Below are 17027 nucleotides of genomic sequence, written 5' to 3' on the forward strand. Positions count from 1 at the left end.
TTACACGGTCACCGGGGTGCACCACCAAATCGGTTTCCGCCCTGCCATGATACAGACATCAATGTCCCTTTTGTTCCACACCTGACACCGAGCCCGACATCGTTGCCACGACGCCGGCCGCGGCCCGGGGTCCGTCACGCGGTGACGAAGGAGTAGAACCTCTTGAGCGTGCAGTGCTCCTCGAGCAGGCGGCCGTAGATCGGCTCGCCCTCCAGCTCGCGGTAGGTCTCGATCGGGTCGCCTTTTATGATCAGCGCCCGCGCGCACTCCTCGCACCAGTACTGGTAGTCGGGATTGACCGGCTCCATGTCGCGGACGATCGGCGTACCGCTGCCGCACCAGTCGCACTTCCGCCTGTGTGCACCCATCGATCAGCTCCAGCTGTGGCCGCAGGCCGTGCACACGTAGGAGATTCCGCCGTTGTCGCCGAGGACTTGCGCCACGTGCGCGGAACCGCAGGAAGGGCAGCTGAGCCGGGTGGTCGTGCCCCGTATCAACGCCGCACCGAGGAGGTGGCCGACCTCCTCACGGATGCTCGCAGGCATCGCTACTCCCTCCCGTCGGGCCGCGCCCCCTTCCGGCCGTTTGATTCTGCCACGGCCGGGCCGATACGGTCAGCGACGCCTCAGTACCGGTCCGGACACGGCCCCCGCAGAGGTATACGCCCGCAGGACCCCGAGTGACTCAAGGCAGAAGCAGAAGATCCCGCCCCCCTGCGGGGACGGGATCTTCATCACCGATCGTTGACGACTCAAGTGAGTGTCGATCTGTGGAGCTAAGGAGAATTGAACTCCTGACCTCCTGCATGCCATGCAGGCGCTCTACCAACTGAGCTATAGCCCCTCGTTGCGTTCTTCCCGCTCGGCGGGGCGAACAAGAAGAACTTTAGCCTGCGACCTGCCGGAAAGTGAAATCCGGGTCCCGGGCGGCTCAGTCGTCGTCGCCGAGGACGGGTTCCGGGAGGGTGCCCGCGTTGTGCTCCAGCAGGCGCCAGCCGCGAGCGCCCTCGCCGAGCACGGACCAGCAGCAGTTGGAGAGGCCGCCGAAGCTCTCCCAGTGCTGGGCCTCCAGGCCGAGGAGCCGGCCGATGGTGGTGCGGATGGTGCCGCCGTGGCTGACCACCACGAGGGTGCCGTCCTCGGGCAGCTTCTCGGTGTGCCGCAGCACGACGGGGGCGGCGCGGTCGGCCACCTCGGTCTCCAGTTCGCCGCCGCCGCGGCGGACCGCCTCGCCGCGCTTCCAGGCGGCGTACTCCGCGCCGTGGCGGGCGATGATCTCCTCGTGCGTCAGCCCCTGCCAGACGCCCGCGTAGGTCTCGCGCAGACCCTCCTCGCGGGTGAGGTCGAGACCGGTGAGGGCGGCGAGCTCGGCGGCGGTGTCCGCGGCGCGCCGCAGGTCCGAGGAGACGATCGCGTCGGGCCGCAGGGAGGCGAGCAGCCGGGCGGCGCGGCGGGCCTGGCCGACGCCGGTCTCGGTCAGTTCGACGTCGGTGGTGCCCTGGAAGCGGCGCTCCACGTTCCAGGCCGTCTGGCCGTGCCGCCACAGGATGATGCGGCGGCCCCGGCCGGTGCGGTCGGTCACCTCGCCGGTGGAGCTCATCGCCACTCACCGTCCGGCTCGTCGGCGGCCTCGGTGGCCTGCAGCCTGGCGTGCTCCTCCGCCTTGCCGCGGGTGGCCTTGGCGTCGGCGGGCAGCTCCAGCTCGGGGCAGTCCTTCCACAGCCGCTCCAGCGCGTAGAAGACCCGCTCCTCGCTGTGCTGGACGTGGACGACGATGTCGACGTAGTCGAGCAGGATCCAGCGGGACTCGCGGTCGCCCTCGCGGCGTACCGGCTTGGCGCCGAGGTCCTTCTGCAGGCGCTCCTCGATCTCGTCGACGATCGCCTTGACCTGGCGGTCGTTCGGCGCGGAGGCCAGCAGGAATGCGTCCGTGATCGACAGGACGTCGCTGACGTCGTAGGCGATGACATCGTGGGCGAGCTTGTCGGCGGCCGCCTGGGCGGCGGTGTGGATGAGCTCGAGGGAACGGTCGGTGGCGGTCACTACGTGGCTTTCGGTCGGCGGTCGGTTGACCTCAAGGGTCTCACGGACCGCCGGGCGCACCCCCACGTGCCGGGCGGCTGCACGCGGGGGCGCCCCGGCCGGGGTCACGAGGAGGAGGGCCGGTAGTCCGCGCCGAGGACGACCAGGACGTCCGCGCCGGAGGACACCTTGCCCTTGGCCACGGAGCCCGCGGGCAGGCCCAGGGTCTTGGCGACCTCGGAGGCGTTCTCCTTGTCGGCGGCGTCGGCGTAGAGCACCCGGGAGGTGGGCCGGGCGCCGGTGGCGGTGCCGCCGTCGAGGAAGGTGAAGCCGCCGTTGAGGAGGACCACGCGGGCCTTGTCGGTGTCGTTCTTCACGCCGGTGGCGTTCTGGACGGAGACCCGGACCGCGGAGCCCGCCGCGGGGCTCTTGGCAGTGCCGCCGAGGATGTCCTTGACGACGCTGTCGCTGGTGCTCGCGCTCAGCGTGCCGTCGGGCCGGACGGGCAGGAGGGCCGTCTTGTAGTCGCCGCCCTTGGCGAGGTCGGCGAGCTTGGCGAGGAAGGCGCCGAGGTCCTTGTCGGTCAGGGGCGGGTCGAGGATCTGCGCGAGGCTCTGCACGGTGGTCGTGGCGTCGGCCGGGTCGGAGGACATCTTGCGCAGCACCGCCTGCATGACCTGGCCGAACCGCTGGAGCTGGGCGTTCTGGGACTCCCCGGCGGCGCGGTAGGTGGCGTAGGCGACGGCCATCTTGCCGCTGAGGGTCTGGCCCTTGCCGCGGTGGACCAGCGGGGCGGTGCCCTTCTTCTTGGCGTCCGGGGCGGGGACGTCGGCGTCGGTGTCGACGTCGACGTTGCCCACGAGGTCGACGAGGTTCTCCAGGTAGGGGGTGTCCAGGCGCCAGGTGCCCTGGATGTCGGTGCCGAGGACGGTGTCGAGCTGGTCGCGGGTGCCGGAGGCGCCGTCGTCGTCGACGGACTTGGCGAGGGTGGTGGTGGAGCCGTCGTCGCCGGTGAGCGCGAGGGAGTTGGGCAGCAGGACGGTGGTGCCCTGCTCGGTGGTGGTGTTGTCCACCAGCAGCGCCGTGGAGGTGCCGCCCTTGCCGGTGTTGTGCAGGTGGACGACGATCACGTCGCGTTTCTGGGCGCCCACCGGGGTCGCCCCGCCCGCCTTGGAACCCGCGGAGGACAGGCCGGGCAGCTTCCCGGCGTACCAGAGGTAGCCGGTACCGCCGACGGCGACGAGAGCCAGGACGACGACGAGCGCGGTGATCCGGCTGCGGGCGCGGCGGCGGGCCTCCTCGCGGCGTTCGGTGCGGTTCTCGGTGAACTTCAGCCAGTCGATGACGTCCTCGGAGTCGCCGTCCGGCTCCTCCACGAAGGCGAACTGCCCGGTGTCGTACTCCGGGTCCCGCAGGTCCGCCCGCTCCTCGCGCTCCCGGGGGGCCGGGGGCTCCTCGACGGGGCCGGCCTGCTGCGGGATGTACGCGGTCTGCTCGGCGACCCGGGGCTGCTGCCCGCCGGCCCCGGTCTGCCCGTAGGGGTGGTAGGGGGCGGCGGCGCCCTGCGTGCCGGTGCCGTACGGGTCGTAGGGGTCGTAGGCGGGTTGGGACGGCTGGGAGCCGTAGGAGCCGTACCCGGGGGCGGCGGGCGGCTGCCCGGTGTCGTGGCCGCCGTAGCCGTAGCCCGCTTGCGCGTACGGGTCGTAGGTCTGCTGCTGGGGAGCCTGCTGCGTGTCCACCCGCTGGTACACGGGCCGGCCGTACTCGTCGTAGCCGACGATCTCGTAGTGGTCGTCCCCGTACCCAGCGTCGTATCGGTCGTTCACCGGTGCCCCTCTCGGCTCACTCGCCGCGGTACAGCTCGCGCTTGTCGATGTAGCGCACGACTCCGTCCGGCACCATGTACCAGATGGGGTCCCCCTTGGCGACACGCGCGCGGCAGTCCGTGGAGGAGATGGCGAGCGCCGGCACCTCGACCAGCGAGACGCCGCCCTCCGGCAGGCCGGGGTCGGTCAGGTGGTGGCCGGGGCGGGTGACGCCGATGAAGTGCGCGAGGGAGAACAGCTCCTCGCTGTCGCGCCAGGTCAGCAGCTGGGCCAGGGCGTCCGCGCCGGTGATGAAGAACAGGTCGGTGTCCGGGTTGAGGGCCCGCAGGTCGCGCAGGGTGTCCACGGTGTAGGTGGGGCCGCCGCGGTCGATGTCGATGCGGCTGACGGAGAACTGCGGGTTCTCGGCGGTCGCGATGACCGTCATCAGGTAGCGGTCCTCGGCCGGGGAGACCTTGCGGTGGGACTTCTGCCACGGCTGGCCGGTGGGGACGAACACGACCTCGTCCAGCCGGAACTGCGCGGCGACCTCACTGGCCGCCACGAGGTGCCCGTGGTGGATCGGGTCGAACGTCCCGCCCATGACGCCGAGGCGGCGCCTGCCCGTGGGCACGGGTCCGCGGCCCGGACGGTACGCCGGGGCGCTCACCGTGCGGGCCGCCGGGTCGGTGCGCCGAGCGGTGTCGTCGGCCGCGTGCCCGGCCGTGTCGTTCGCCGGACCGGTAGGCATGTCCTGCTCTCCCATGCGTGCAGACCCTACCGGCCCCGTCCGGGAGCCCCGGCCGGGGACCGGGTGCTCGGGTCAGCGGTCGCGGTTGAAGCGGGTGGTGATCCACAGCAGCAGCAGCAGGATCGCCAGGGCGCTGCCGCCGGTGACGGCCGGGTTCAGGCTGTTGTGGTTGCCGCCGTGCTCCTGGCCCTCGGCGGCGAGGGTGACCAACTGGGCAGCGGTGCTGTGGAAGCTCATCTTCGGCAGGACCTATCGCGTGTGGGCGGGATAAAGATGTCGGCTCATCGTAAGCGGGCGGCCCGGCGGGCATCACGCCGACTCCGCTGTCGGGGCGGGCGGGGGCGCGGGCCGGGAACCCCGGCGGCCCGTCAGTCGTCCTTCCGCCTGTAGCCGCGCAGCAGGAACCAGGCGGTCAGGACGCAGCCGAGGACCATCACGATCAGGACGATCCGGAGCAGGTTCCCCGTCCCGTGCTGCTGGACGGCGCCGGCGGCGGCTTCGGTCAGCCAGGCGGCTGCGGGGTGGTGCTCCATCACATGGACTCCTTCGGCTGCACTGCCCGTCCACGGTATCTCCGCCTAGGCTGGGCCCCGCCTCGGGGGTACAGGGCACTCACACGCACATGGGGGAAGACGATGTCCGACGACGGCAGCGAGCAGACGGGGCGCGAGCGCGTGCCGAGCAGGCAGCGCAGGCGCTTCCCCGGGATCTCGTCGCGCGCCTACGAGCATCCGGCCGACCGGTCGGCGCTGGTGGCGCTGCGCAAGCTGAGCGGTTTCGACACGGTGTTCAAGGCGCTCAGCGGGCTGCTGCCGGAGCGGAGCCTCAGGCTGCTGTTCCTGTCCGACTCGGTGCGGGTCTCCGAGCGGCAGTTCGCGCACCTGCACGACATGCTGCGGGACGCCTGCTACATCCTGGACCTGGAGAAGGTCCCGCCGATGTACGTCACCCAGGACCCGCAGCCGAACGCGATGTGCATCGGCCTGGACGAGCCGGTCATCGTGGTGACCACCGGGCTGGTGGAGCTGCTCGACGAGGAGGAGATGCGGGCCGTCGTCGGTCACGAGGTGGGCCACGCGCTGTCCGGCCACTCGGTGTACCGCACGGTCCTGCTGTTCCTGACGACGCTGGCGCTGCGGGTCGCCTGGATCCCGCTGGGCAACCTCGCGGTCATGGCGCTCGTGACGGCGCTCAGGGAGTGGTTCCGCAAGTCGGAGCTGTCCGCGGACCGGGCCGGGCTGCTGGTGGGGCAGGACCTGCGGGCCTCGATGCGGGGCCTGATGAAGCTCGCGGGCGGCAACCACCTGCACGAGATGAACGTGGACGCGTTCCTGGAGCAGGCCGAGGAGTACGAGTCCGGGGGCGACCTGCGGGACTCCGTGCTGAAGATCCTGAACGTGCTGCCCCGCTCCCACCCCTTCGCCACCATCCGGGCGGCCGAGCTGAAGAAGTGGGCCGCGTCGCGGGACTTCCAGCGGATCATGGACGGCCACTACCCGCGGCGCAGCGAGGACAAGGACGCCTCGGTCGGCGACTCCTTCCGGGAGTCCGCGGCGAGCTACGCCGAGGACGTGAAGAGCTCCAAGGACCCGCTGATGCGGCTGGTCACGGATCTCGCGGGCGGCGCCGGCGACCTGGGGGGCCGGGTCCGCCGGGGCTTCGACGGGTTCCGCAGCCCGCCCCCGCCGAAGGACGCGCCGCGGGACGGGCAGCAGGACGGACAGGAGTAGCCGAGGGCGCCGGCCGGCGCCTCACACCTTCGGCTGGGCGCCGGCGGCCAGCGTGCCGCACACGGCCGGTGCGCTGTCCATGGCGTAGGGATCCGTGCCGGCCGGCCGGCCGTCGCGGGCGGTCTGCCCGGCCAGCAGGGGGCGCAGGTAGGAGGTGGCGTCCTCGGCGCAGGACAGCGGGCCCGCCTGGGTGGTGGACGTCACCAGCTGGATCTGGCCCACGCGCAGGTCGTCGCGGTCGAAGCGGAAGGTCATCTCGCGGCGGACGGTGAGCAGGGAGGCGGGGCCGCCGGCGGCGCCGGCCCGGCGCAGGGCGTAGACGAGGATCGTGTCGGTGCCGACCTCCAGCGTGGCCGAGTCGGTCTCGGCGGCCCGCAGGGTGCCCTGGACGCGGATCCGGTCGTCCGCGAGCCGGACCAGGGAGGGGTCGAGCCGGACGAGCCAGCCGGTGGGGGCGTGCAGGCCGTCCGCCGCCGGGTGGTCGAAGCTCTGGTCGAACTGGTCGAGCTGGTCGGGGTCGAGCAGGGACCGGGCGGGGTGGACCTGGCGGCCGGTGAGCACCTCGGGGTAGAGGGAGGAGCGGACGAGGTAGTTCCGGGCGATGATCAGGGCGGCCTGGACCTGGCTCTCGGAGAAGTGGGCGGTGGCGCGGTAGACCGGCATCGGGATGCCCTCGGCACCGACCTCGAAGCCGGCGGCGGGGCTGTGCCGGTACAGGTACTCGGCGTCGGCCGCCCCGGGCACCGCGCCCGGCGGGGCGAGCGGCACGACGCTCGTCCGCAGGGGCGCGACGGAGCGCCGGGCCTGCGGTGCGCTGTAGGGGTGGCGGACGCCCATGTAGACGGCGGTGCCGAAGGCGAGGGCGATCAGCACCAGGAGGATCAGGGCCTGCCGGGTCAGTCCCCGGCGCAGCGGCGGGCGGCGGCGTACGGCGGGCGCGTGGTCGGCCATGCGCTCCTGGGCGGAGTACTCCTGGAGGCGGGCAGCACGGACGAACGACTCGTCGAACACGACGGATCGGTATTCGTCCTCGGCACCTCCGGGGCCGCCCTCGGGTGTCCCCTCCGGTGGGTCTCCAGGCCCGCCCATACTTTCAGGGTAGGTCCCGGGAGCGCCGGGTAAACGCCCCGCTGCACCACAACTTCTGACAGGTTCCCAACAGGAGCGGGACGCGGTCGGTCAGGGGGATCTCGGCACCGCCGGGACGGCCGGCGGCAGGGAGTCGGCGGAGGCGGACGGCCGCGCCGCCGCGCCCTGCTCCTGTCCGGTGGAGGGCGGTGACGGCACCCGGTCGCGGGTGCTCGAGGAGGCGCCCCGGTAGACCGCGGCGAAGGCCAGCGCGACCATGCCGATGCCCATCACGAGGGCGAGCAGCCAGGCGACGGCGCGGTGCCAGCGGACCTGCTTGCCGTAGTTCCCGAAGGGGCCGCGGCGGTCACCGAGGACGTAGGGGTCGTCCCGTTCGTCGTCGTCCGGATCGTGGCCGAAACCGGCCGGCCCGGGGCCGTACGCGTCGTCGTAGAGCTCGCCGGTGGCGCGGGCGCGGCGGGCCTCCGCCTCGGAGGCCTCGGCTCTGGCCTGCGCGGCGGCCAGGAGGCGTTCGACGGCGGTCGGCTCGTGCACCACGGCCGCCCGTACGAAGGCCTCGTCGAAGACCACGGAGGCGAACTCTTCGTCCGACACTCCGCGGTCGTGGTCGTCGTCGGGCTCCCAGCCGTCAGGGAACGGCGTGCCCCCCACGTCCTCCGGCACGGGTCCAGAGTAGACCTGGGGGGTCAATTTGGGCAGACGGTATGGAAATTCATCCGCCTGATGAGACGCCTTTCGGTCCGGGTGCGCCGGGCCCCGCGGCGCGCGTCCCGCGGGTCAGCGCCGCACGTGCCCGTCGCCGGTGACGATGTACTTCGTGCTGGTCAGCTCGGGCAGGCCCATCGGGCCGCGGGCGTGCAGCTTCTGCGTGGAGATGCCGATCTCCGCGCCGAAGCCGAACTGGCCGCCGTCGGTGAAGCGGGTGGAGGCGTTGACGGCGACCGTGGTGGAGTCGACCAACTGGGTGAAGCGGCGGGCGGCCTGCTGCGAGGTGGTGACGATCGCCTCGGTGTGGCCGGAGCTCCACAGCCGGATGTGGGCCACGGCCTTGTCGAGGGAGTCGACGACGGCGGCGGCGATGTCGTACGAGAGGTACTCGGTGTCCCAGTCGTCGGGGGTGGCCTCGACGACGGTCGCCTTGGAGTCCTCGGCGTACGCCATGACCCTGGGGTCGGCGTGGACCGTCACGCCGGCCTCGGCGAGCGCGTCCAGGGCGCGGGGCAGGAACGCGGGGGCGATGTCCTGGTGGACCAGCAGGGTCTCGGCGGCGTTGCAGACGCTGGGCCGCTGGGCCTTGGAGTTGATCAGGATGTCGACGGCCATGTCGATGTCGGCGTCGGCGTCGACGTAGACGTGGCAGTTGCCGGTGCCGGTCTCGATGACGGGGACGGTGGACTCGTTGACGACGGTCTGGATCAGCGAGGCGCCGCCGCGCGGGATCAGCACGTCGACGAGCCCGCGGGCGCGCATCAGCTCGCGCACGCTCTCGCGGCTCTCCCCCGGCACCAGCTGCACGGCGTCGGCGGGCAGCCCGGAGCCGCCGACGGCGTCGCGGACGACCCGGACGAGGGCGGTGTTGGACTCGTAGGCGGAGGCGGAGCCGCGCAGCAGGACGGCGTTGCCGGACTTCAGGCAGAGGGCGGCCGCGTCGACGGTGACGTTGGGGCGGGCCTCGTAGATGATGCCGACGACGCCGAGCGGGACGCGGACCTGGCGCAGGTCGATGCCGTTGGGGAGGGTGGAGCCGCGGACGACCTCGCCGACCGGGTCGGGCAGCCCGGCGACGTGGCGGACGTCGGAGGCGATGGCGCGGACCCGCTCGGGGGTGAGGGTGAGCCGATCGACGATGGCCTCGCTGGTGCCGTTCTCCCGGGCCTTGGCCACGTCCTTGGCGTTGGCCTCGACGATCTCGCCGGTGCGGACCTCCAGGGCGTCGGCGATGGCGAGCAGCGCGTCGTCCTTCGCGGCGCGCGGGAGCGGCGCGAGGTCGGCGGCGGCGGCCTTGGCCCGGTAGGCGGCCTGGTTGACCGGGGACATCGAGTCGTACGGCGAGAGCGTGGTCATGGGGGAAGGGTAGTGCGCGGGGCACGGCGGTTCAGCCGTCATCCCACAGCGCGAGACGGGGCAAATCGGGTGACCGTCCGGGGTCCGGCCGGGTGGGGCGGCCCGGGTCAGAAGGGATGGACGCCCACGGGGGTCGCGGGCGCCGGGCCGTACCCCGCGGCGATCCGCTGGTGGTACGTCTCCCGGTCGATGACCTCCAGGCCGACGATCTCCCAGGCGGGCAGCCCGGCGGACTGCCGGTGCTCGCCCCACAGGCGCAGCGCGACGGCGGCCGCGTCGTGCAGGTCGCGGGCCTCCTCCCAGTACCGGATCTCCGCGTGGTCGCTCGCGTACCTGCTGGTGAGCAGGAAGGGGTGGTCGTGGGCCAGCTGCTCCAGGGCGCGCCGCAGGTCCGGCAGCGGGACCTGCGCCCCGGAGACGCTGAGGGTGACGTGCCACAGGCGGGGCAGGTCCCTGGGCTCCTCGTAGGTGTCCCCGGCCGCGACGCTCGTCAGAGCACCGCGGGACGCCGCCCCAGGGCGCACTCGTCTCACCACGGCCTCCTTCTCGCGACGGCCCTCGACGGAACGTGCCCCTTCACCGCACCCCGGGGCGCCTCGCCCGGACGGGACACGTCCCGAGACAAAGTTGAGCAGGCCGCAGGGCTCCGCGTGGTGGTTTTACGGAACGTCCCCCACCGGGGCCGTCCCCGTGCCCCGTCGTACGGGCGCCGCGGCGCGGGTCAGCGGTGCAGCAGTACCAGGTCGTCCCGGTGGACGACCTCGCGTTCGTAGGCCGGGCCCAGCTCGCGCGCCAGCTCCCGGGTCGAACGTCCGATCAGCTGGGGGATCTCCTTGGCGTCGAAGTTGACGAGCCCGCGGGCCACCGCGCGTCCGGTTCCGTCGCGCAGCTCGACCGGGTCGCCGGCGCTGAACTCGCCTTCCACGGCGGCGATCCCGGCGGGCAGCAGCGACGTGCGTCGCTCCACGACCGCGCGGACGGCGCCGTCGTCGAGGGTGAGCGACCCCTGCGGGGTGGAGGCGTGCTGGAGCCACAGCAGCCGGTCCGCGGAGCGCTTGCCGCTGGGGTGGAAGTAGGTGCCGGTGTCGCCGCCGCCGAGCGCCTCCGCGGCGTGGACGGCGCTGGTGAGCACCACGGGGATGCCGGCGGCGGCCGCGATCCGGGCGGCCTCGACCTTCGTGACCATGCCGCCGGTGCCGACCCCGGCCTTGCCGGCGCTGCCGATGTCCACCCCGGACAGGTCGGCGGGCCCGCGCACCTCGGCTATCCGCGAGGTGCCCGGCCGGCTGGGGTCGCCGTCGTAGACGCCGTCGACGTCGGAGAGCAGGACGAGCAGGTCGGCGTGGACGAGGTGGGCGACGAGGGCGGCGAGGCGGTCGTTGTCGCCGAAGCGGATCTCGTCGGTGGCGACGGTGTCGTTCTCGTTGACGACCGGGAACGCGCCCATGGCGAGGAGCTTGTCCAGGGTGCGGGAGGCGTTGCGGTGGTGGGCGCGGCGGCTCATGTCGTCGCTGGTCAGCAGCACCTGGCCGACGCGGACGCCGTAGCGGGCGAAGGAGGCGGTGTAGCGGGCGACGAGCAGGCCCTGGCCGACGCTCGCGGCGGCCTGCTGGCGGGCCAGGTCCTTGGGGCGGCGGCGCAGGCCGAGCGGCGCCAGGCCGGCGGCGATGGCGCCGGAGGAGACCAGCACGATCTCCCGCTCCCCCGCGCCCGCCCGTCTCCCGCCACCACCCTCGACCGAGGCCGTTCGGGCCACCGTCTCGTTCCGGTGCTTGGCGAGGACGTCGACGAGCGCGTCGACGCGGTCGGCGTCCAGGCCGCCCGCGGCGGTGGTCAGCGAGGAGGAGCCGACCTTGACGACGATCCTGCGGGCCTCGCCCACGGCCTGCCTTGCCCTTGCCACCTTGCCTGTCGTCCCCTCGCGCGGTTCCGGCTGCCCTGACCGGCAATCTACGCGAAGGGGATGGTGCGGTGCGCGCCGGTCCAGTCTCCGGACAGCGCGGTCAGGCCGCCGCGGCCCCGGTGCCCGTGCCCGCGCTCGGCAGCATGCGCCGGACCTTGCGCGCGGCCCGGCGCAGGAAGGAGTGGGCGGCGGCCTCCCGGTAGCCCTCGACGGCGCGGGCCTCGCGGGGTTCGGCCAGGTAGGCCTCGTCGGGGACGCCGGCCGCGGCGGAGCGGAAGTGCGGGTAGGCGAGGTAGACGCGGGTGCCGCGCCTCTCCAGGACGGCCTCGGGCCGCTTCTTCGCCCGGACGAACTCCACGACGTCCGGCAGGAGGTCGGTGCGCCGGGTGGCCACCAGGTGCAGCCGCAGCCGCTCGTCGACCTTGAGCCGGCGGGCCACGCCCGGGGTCCAGTAGGCGTCCATCAGCGGCTCGGCCAGTTCGAGCTTGTGCCGGCGCACCTCGTCGCCGTCCTTGAGGAACCTGGGACCGAACTGCGGCAGCAGGGTGATGAGGAAGGGCCGGACCATCAGGGTGTCGCGCCGGGGGCCGGCCGGAACCATCGCGGCGACGAGTTCCATCAGGGCGCGCGCGGAGTCGAAGCGGAGCGTGTAGCCGCCCTGCTTGGTGACGTGGTTGCCGTCCTCGCGGCCGACCAGGTAGTAGCAGGTGTGGTCGGCGAGCACGGAGACGCCGTCGGCCCGCAGATAGGCCTCCATCGTGAACAGGGCGTCCTCGCCGGTCCACAGGGACTCGTCGAACCGGATGCCGTGCCGGTCCAGCAGGGCGCGGCGGAAGAGTTTCTGGGCGCTGAGGGTGAACTTGATGTGGGAGGAGAAGACGTCGGTCCGCTCCAGGTTCCTGCCCCACATGGACTTCGGCGGGACGCGGTTGACGCCCTCGACGCGGCCGAGGACGACGTCGGTGCCGTTGCGGTCGGCCATGGCGACCATGCGCTCCAGGGCCTCGGGCCCGAGCCGGTCGTCGGCGTCCAGGAAGAAGACGTAGCGTCCGGCCGCCTTGCCGAGGCCGACGTTGCGCGGGCCGCTCGGGCCGCCGGAGTTCTCCTGGTGGATCACGGTGACCGGCATGGGCGCGCGGGCCGCGAACTCCTCCAGGTACTCCCCCGTGCCGTCCGTGGAACCGTCGTCGACCGCGACGACCTCCATGCGCCCGGGGTCGATGGTCTGCGCCTCGACGGATGCCAGGCACTCGACCAGGTACGGCATCGCCTCGTACGCCCCGATGATCACGCTGACATCAGGCTGCGTCCCGACGGTCACGTCTCCCCCTTCTCGGCTGAACGAACATTTACCCCGTATCGACTCAACAGCGTCCTGTCAGACGGGCTCCGGGAGGACGCGGTTGTCTCGCCCCGGCCGGCACGTGGGGCAGGTCACACGGCTGGTCCCGCAGCGGCACCGCGGTGCGGACCGGGCGCCACCGGACAGTACGCAGGGCCGGTAAGAGCTGCTCACACCCAAAAGGGCCGGCCCCCGGGACCGCTCCCGGGGGCCGGCCCCGACACGGGGGATAGTCAGCCCGCGTTCACGCCGTCCGTCTCGCCGGCGGACGCCGCCCGCTGTCCGGGCACCGCGTTGGTCAGCTCGGCGGCCTCGGCGGGGTCGATGCTCGCGGCGGCGGGACGGGACTCCTGGCCGAGGTTGCGGGCCCCGGCCTTGAGCGCCAGGTCGGCGACCGCGGCGTCGAACCGGTCGATGGAGGGCGGCACGTCCGGGCCGAGCAGGTACTCCTTCAGCTCGGCGCGGGCCTCGGCCAGCAGGTCGGCGGCCGGGTCGCGCACGGCGTCCAGCAGGCCGCCGAGCTCCTCGGCGCCGTTGGACAGGATGACCGCTGCGCGCACGGCCGTGTTCTGCCGCTTGAACTCCTCCACGCCGAGTTCCGCGGAGTCGGTGACCGCGTACGGCTTGCCGCTGGCGATGAAGTCGGAGACCACGGAGGAGATGTCGGAGACCATGGCGTCGGAGACGTTGAAGCAGTCGTACAGGCGCGGCTCGGCGCCGGTGATCACCCGGTGCTCGTACGCCGGGAAGGAGCGCCAGTAGGCGTCGTTCCACTCGGCGCGCAGCCGGGCGATCTCCGCGTGCTCCGCGAGGTCGACGATCCCGTCGCGGGTGGCCTCGGCCTCGTCGCCCTTGTCGTCGCCGGTTCCGGCCAGCTCGGCGAGGCGGGCCTCGACGCGGGCCAGTTCGGCCCTGGCCCCGTCCTCGGCGGCGGTGTCGGCGGTGAAGCGGGGGTCGGCGGCGCGCTCGGCGGCGGCCTGCTCCACCAGGGCGGTGATCCGGCGGTGCGCGGCGGCGGCCTCGGCGCTGACAGTGCCGGTGAAGGGGTGCGGCTTGTACAGCACCCGGACCGGCGGGTCGGCCGTGACCAGCTTGTTCACGATGTTCTCACCGGCCAGCACGATCGAGGTGTTGCCGGGGTTGCCGTCCCAGCCCTCCCAGGTGGGAGCGTAGAGGACGGTGGGGACGCGTCCGTCCGGCATGTCCTGCCGGCTCCGGATGGGGGCGAGCTGGGGGCGGCCGACCTCGACGATGTCCTCGTCGCGGACGCCGACGTCGGCGATGGCGTAGCGGTCGCGGCCGGCGCGGCCGGCGGTCCACACCTCGTCGTAGACCTTGCTGTACGGGTTGACGCTGGCCAGCTTGTCGCTGTCGCCGTGGCCGATGAAGACGTGCTTCATGGTGGGCACGCGCAGCAGGTGGATGTTCTTGCCGACGTTGGCCGCGTACAGCGCCACGCGCACGGTCGACAGGTCCATGTTCATCAGGTGCACCCCTCCGGGCACGCAGATGACGGGGACCGTGGTGGGCGCGAGGCTGCTCAGGATGACGCGCTCGCGCAGGATGATCAGCGGCCGGCTGTGCAGCTGCTCCATCGTCTCCAGCCACATGTTGACCTGGTACGCGGAGTCCTTGGAGCCGGAGAAGTACAGGACCGTCTCGGGCCGGTAGGCGGCCAGCCAGTCGTCGACGGCGGCGAGGACGTCGTCGGCCTTCGGCGGGATCTTCCGGCCGCGCACGTACGGCACGAGCACGGCGACGTAGAGGCAGCCGAGACCGACGGTGAGGCCGATGCCGGTGAACCCGACGGCGGAGGAGCCCAGCGCCGCGGAGACGAGGATGCCGGCGACCGCGAAGAGGTCCAGGTGGAGCATCTTCTCCGCGGACCGGTGCAGCAGGCCGCGCGGCGGGGCGTCGGGGATGCGGATGCGGGACCTGAGGTCGACGTTCCGGGTGGCGACCGGCATCCGGCGGCGGTTGCGGATCAGGGTGACCAGGGCGCCGTGCGGGGCCTGGAGGCCGTAGAAGGATATGAAGCAGGCGATCGCGCCGTAGAGGAGCAGGCTGCCCGGGATGGCGAGGCGGACCAGCAGGAGCACCAGCAGGAGCTGCCGGATCAGGAACCGGATGGACAGGCCCGCCCGGACCTTGCTCAGACGGTTGATCAGGTAGCTGCCCTTGCGGTGCAGATAGTGGTCCGCCAGGTACGTCACGGCGGCCGCGGCCGCGAAGGCGTAGACGTTCGGGACCAGCGCGGCCAGCATGAGGCCGGGGAAGCCCAGCATCACGAGGAGCGCCGCGGCCAGCTCGGCCGCGCTGCCCACCCGGGCGACGCGAATAGCGGTGGATATCACGGAGGAACCTGCTCTGGGAGGGGAGTGCCGGTTTTGTTCAGTAATGCCGGTTTACGCCGGAATTCCGTCAGGGGTACGGACACAGGCCTCTGCGCATACCCGCCGAACGGGTACCCGCAAAGGCCTGAATTCCCAAAAGCTCGATCGAGCTGATTATCACACGCCGTCCTGGCGGTCCAGCACGGAAGCCAGCGCCTGCTCGAAGCCGGAGGCCTTGGCGGCGCCGGCGGTCGGGTCCTGCTGGCGGACGTCGATGACGTGACCGGTCAGCTCCGACAGCAGCACGTCCAGCGAGGTGCGGGCCACGGCCTCGGAGGACAGCAGGGTGCCCGTCGGCTCCTGCCCGAAGGCCTTGGTGCGCATGGGGGTCGCGGTGCGCTCGGGGTTCACGCAGTTGACGCGGATGCCCTCGGCGGCCCACTCGTCGGACAGCGCCTGGGTGAGGTTCACCATGGCGGCCTTGGTGGAGGAGTAGAGGGAGTACTCGGCGCGGCCGCGCGTGTAGCTGCTGGAGGTGTAGAGCAGCAGCTGGCCCTTGGTCTCCGCGAGGTACTTGTAGGAGGAGCGCGCGATCTGCACCGGGGCCAGGTAGTTGACCTTCAGCGCCTCCTCGATGGTGGCGTTGTCGGTCTCGGCGAGCTTGCCGATGCGCAGCACGCCCGCGGTGTTCACGACGTAGTCGATCCGGCCGGTCTCCGCGTACGCCTTGGACAGCGCGTCGTCGACCTCCTCCGGGTTCTCCACGTGGGTACCGGTGGTGGAGCGGCCCAGCGCGTACACCGCGGCGCCGTAGGACCCGGCGAGTTCGGCGATGTCCTTGCCGATGCCGTAGGAGCCGCCGAAGACGACGACGGTCTTGCCGGTGAGCAGCTCGCGGTAGGCCTCGTCGCCGTTCTGCTCGGGGGCGGCGGTGGTGCCGAGCTGGAAGAGCTTGTCGGCGATGAAGACGTCGACCGGCTGGGTCACCTTCATGTTGTACTCGTCGCCCGCGACGACGTGGATGGGCACGTCCGGCAGGTACTTCAGGACCACCGAGCAGTCGTCCGTGGCCTGGAAGTTCGGGTCGCCGGCGGCGACCTCGTAGGCGCGGCGGATCGTGGACAGCTTGAAGGCCTGCGGGGTCTGGCCGCGGCGCAGCCGGGAGCGGTCCGGGATCTCGGTGATGAACTCGCCGTCCTCGCCGTGCGTGCGCGTGACGATGATGGTGTCCGCGGACGGGATGGCCACGTCCACGGCCTGGTAGCGCTCCAGCGCGGCCACGCAGTCGTCGATGACGCGCTGCGAGAGCAGGGGGCGCACGGCGTCGTGGAAGAGGACGTTGAGGTCCTCGCCCTCGGCCAGGCCCTCGCCGAGCGCGGCGATGGCCCGCTCGGTGGTCTCGTTCCGGGTCGCGCCGCCCTCGATGATCTTCTTGATCTTGGTGAACCCGGCCTTGGCGACGATCTTCTCGACGTCGGGCACGTAGCCCGGCGCCATCAGCACGATGACGTCGTCGATCGAGTCGGCCTTCTCGAAGGTGGTCAGGGTGTGCTCGATGACTGCCTTGCCGGCGATCTTCAGCAGCTGCTTGGGGATCGACAGACCCACCCGCTGACCGGTACCACCGGCCAGGATCACTGCGGTGGTACGGGGCTTGGCTATGTGCTGGGACACAGGTGACCTACCTCAAGACGACAGGGAACCTCGGAAGAGTCCCACTTCGGCCAACCGAGATGCAAGGTGAGCGACCACTCGCGCATATACGAGCGCAACCTGCCATTCACCTGAGACTCCTGATACTTGGGCATGGTTGCGCGAACTGCCGGTGGAATTTCTGTGAGTAAGTCCACAGGTGCCTCAGGCGTTTCAAACGGCGCCGGCCGAGCACCCGTAAGGGTTGCCGCGCCGGTCGCCGACGGCCCGTACGGCCGGGCGCACCGATCTTCCGCCGAGAGGCCGCCAATTCAGCCCGGCGGGCGGTTCATTGCC

The 17027-nt window shown here is 72.1% G+C and carries 17 protein-coding genes and 1 tRNA gene; 1 reads left to right on the forward strand and 17 read right to left on the reverse strand.

The genetic code is table 11. The features are described 5' to 3' along the window. Window positions 1-134: 134 nt before the first annotated feature. The 9 genes from AQJ66_RS18410 to AQJ66_RS38335 all read right to left on the reverse strand — a co-directional run bounded on the left by AQJ66_RS18410 (window position 135) and on the right by AQJ66_RS38335 (window position 5110). Window positions 135-368, reverse strand: a complete 234-nt coding sequence (locus tag AQJ66_RS18410) for a hypothetical protein (protein ID WP_003976229.1) — start codon at window positions 366-368, stop codon at window positions 135-137. Between the two features lie 3 nt (window positions 369-371). Beyond that, the gene (locus AQJ66_RS38330) at window positions 372-545 is read right to left on the reverse strand and encodes a hypothetical protein (RefSeq protein WP_107118965.1); all 174 of its coding nucleotides are present in this window, start codon (window positions 543-545) and stop codon (window positions 372-374) included. 225 nt (window positions 546-770) lie between these two features. Next, window positions 771-843, reverse strand: a tRNA-Ala gene (locus AQJ66_RS18415). A gap of 87 nt (window positions 844-930) precedes the next feature. Further along, window positions 931-1599, reverse strand: a complete 669-nt coding sequence (locus AQJ66_RS18420) for a histidine phosphatase family protein (protein WP_061923325.1) — start codon at window positions 1597-1599, stop codon at window positions 931-933. After that, window positions 1596-2042: a ribosome silencing factor gene (gene rsfS / locus AQJ66_RS18425; RefSeq protein WP_061922915.1), complete on the reverse strand. Its 447-nt coding sequence runs from the start codon at window positions 2040-2042 to the stop codon at window positions 1596-1598. The genes AQJ66_RS18420 and rsfS overlap by 4 nt, the downstream gene beginning before the upstream one ends. A 104-nt stretch (window positions 2043-2146) precedes the next feature. Next, on the reverse strand, window positions 2147-3847 hold the full coding sequence (locus AQJ66_RS18430; protein ID WP_061922918.1) for an LCP family protein: 1701 nt from the start codon (window positions 3845-3847) through the stop codon (window positions 2147-2149). Between the two features lie 16 nt (window positions 3848-3863). Continuing rightward, complete coding sequence (gene nadD, locus AQJ66_RS18435) at window positions 3864-4592, reverse strand: nicotinate-nucleotide adenylyltransferase (protein WP_061922921.1); 729 nt, start codon at window positions 4590-4592, stop codon at window positions 3864-3866. A gap of 57 nt (window positions 4593-4649) precedes the next feature. Then, a complete protein-coding gene (locus tag AQJ66_RS39405) occupies window positions 4650-4814 on the reverse strand; it encodes a hypothetical protein (protein WP_167359168.1) in 165 nt (54 codons plus the stop codon). 131 nt (window positions 4815-4945) lie between these two features. After that, window positions 4946-5110, reverse strand: coding sequence for a hypothetical protein (locus tag AQJ66_RS38335; RefSeq protein WP_107118966.1), 165 nt, complete (start codon window positions 5108-5110; stop codon window positions 4946-4948). 102 nt (window positions 5111-5212) lie between these two features. On the opposite strand from AQJ66_RS38335, the gene AQJ66_RS18440 reads away from it, so the two are divergent. Then, entirely contained in the window at window positions 5213-6307 is a 1095-nt protein-coding gene (locus AQJ66_RS18440; protein ID WP_061922924.1) for a M48 family metallopeptidase, read from the forward strand. A 21-nt stretch (window positions 6308-6328) separates the two neighbouring features. Here the strand turns inward: AQJ66_RS18440 and AQJ66_RS18445 are convergent, their stop codons facing one another. The 8 genes from AQJ66_RS18445 to AQJ66_RS18480 form a co-directional block, all read right to left on the reverse strand. Further along, window positions 6329-7396 (reverse strand): SCO2583 family membrane protein, encoded by a 1068-nt coding sequence (locus AQJ66_RS18445; RefSeq protein ID WP_061922927.1) that lies wholly within the window; start codon window positions 7394-7396, stop codon window positions 6329-6331. Window positions 7397-7486: 90 nt separating this feature from the next. Further along, window positions 7487-8059 (reverse strand): SCO2584 family spore wall biosynthesis protein, encoded by a 573-nt coding sequence (locus AQJ66_RS18450; RefSeq protein ID WP_061922930.1) that lies wholly within the window; start codon window positions 8057-8059, stop codon window positions 7487-7489. 114 nt (window positions 8060-8173) lie between these two features. After that, window positions 8174-9460 (reverse strand): glutamate-5-semialdehyde dehydrogenase, encoded by a 1287-nt coding sequence (locus AQJ66_RS18455; protein WP_061922933.1) that lies wholly within the window; start codon window positions 9458-9460, stop codon window positions 8174-8176. A 107-nt stretch (window positions 9461-9567) separates the two neighbouring features. Next, a complete protein-coding gene (locus AQJ66_RS18460) occupies window positions 9568-9993 on the reverse strand; it encodes a hypothetical protein (protein ID WP_061922936.1) in 426 nt (141 codons plus the stop codon). Between the two features lie 188 nt (window positions 9994-10181). Continuing rightward, window positions 10182-11342 carry a glutamate 5-kinase gene (proB, locus tag AQJ66_RS18465; protein WP_061922939.1) on the reverse strand — a complete coding sequence of 387 codons (1161 nt, stop codon included), beginning with the start codon at window positions 11340-11342 and terminating at the stop codon, window positions 10182-10184. 121 nt (window positions 11343-11463) lie between these two features. Further along, window positions 11464-12684: a glycosyltransferase family 2 protein gene (locus AQJ66_RS18470; RefSeq protein WP_061922942.1), complete on the reverse strand. Its 1221-nt coding sequence runs from the start codon at window positions 12682-12684 to the stop codon at window positions 11464-11466. A 254-nt stretch (window positions 12685-12938) separates the two neighbouring features. Then, window positions 12939-15029, reverse strand: coding sequence for a hypothetical protein (locus AQJ66_RS18475; RefSeq protein ID WP_061922945.1), 2091 nt, complete (start codon window positions 15027-15029; stop codon window positions 12939-12941). 186 nt (window positions 15030-15215) lie between these two features. After that, on the reverse strand, window positions 15216-16712 hold the full coding sequence (locus tag AQJ66_RS18480; RefSeq protein WP_061922948.1) for a bifunctional cytidylyltransferase/SDR family oxidoreductase: 1497 nt from the start codon (window positions 16710-16712) through the stop codon (window positions 15216-15218). Between the last annotated feature and the right edge of the window lie 315 nt (window positions 16713-17027).

Origin of the sequence: Streptomyces bungoensis (genome assembly GCF_001514215.1) — a bacterium.
Taxonomy (GTDB): Bacteria; Actinomycetota; Actinomycetes; order Streptomycetales; family Streptomycetaceae; genus Streptomyces; species Streptomyces bungoensis.

Bases quoted from the DNA above. Each gene is read 5' to 3' on its own strand.
- AQJ66_RS18410 (WP_003976229.1), bottom strand. From the start codon at position 368: ATGGGTGCACACAGGCGGAAGTGCGACTGGTGCGGCAGCGGTACGCCG.
- AQJ66_RS38330 (WP_107118965.1), bottom strand. From the start codon at position 545: ATGCCTGCGAGCATCCGTGAGGAGGTCGGCCACCTCCTCGGTGCGGCG.
- AQJ66_RS18420 (WP_061923325.1), bottom strand. From the start codon at position 1,599: ATGAGCTCCACCGGCGAGGTGACCGACCGCACCGGCCGGGGCCGCCGC.
- nadD (WP_061922921.1), bottom strand. From the start codon at position 4,592: ATGGGAGAGCAGGACATGCCTACCGGTCCGGCGAACGACACGGCCGGG.
- AQJ66_RS39405 (WP_167359168.1), bottom strand. From the start codon at position 4,814: ATGAGCTTCCACAGCACCGCTGCCCAGTTGGTCACCCTCGCCGCCGAG.
- AQJ66_RS38335 (WP_107118966.1), bottom strand. From the start codon at position 5,110: ATGGAGCACCACCCCGCAGCCGCCTGGCTGACCGAAGCCGCCGCCGGC.
- AQJ66_RS18440 (WP_061922924.1), top strand. From the start codon at position 5,213: ATGTCCGACGACGGCAGCGAGCAGACGGGGCGCGAGCGCGTGCCGAGC.
- AQJ66_RS18445 (WP_061922927.1), bottom strand. From the start codon at position 7,396: ATGGGCGGGCCTGGAGACCCACCGGAGGGGACACCCGAGGGCGGCCCC.
- AQJ66_RS18455 (WP_061922933.1), bottom strand. From the start codon at position 9,460: ATGACCACGCTCTCGCCGTACGACTCGATGTCCCCGGTCAACCAGGCC.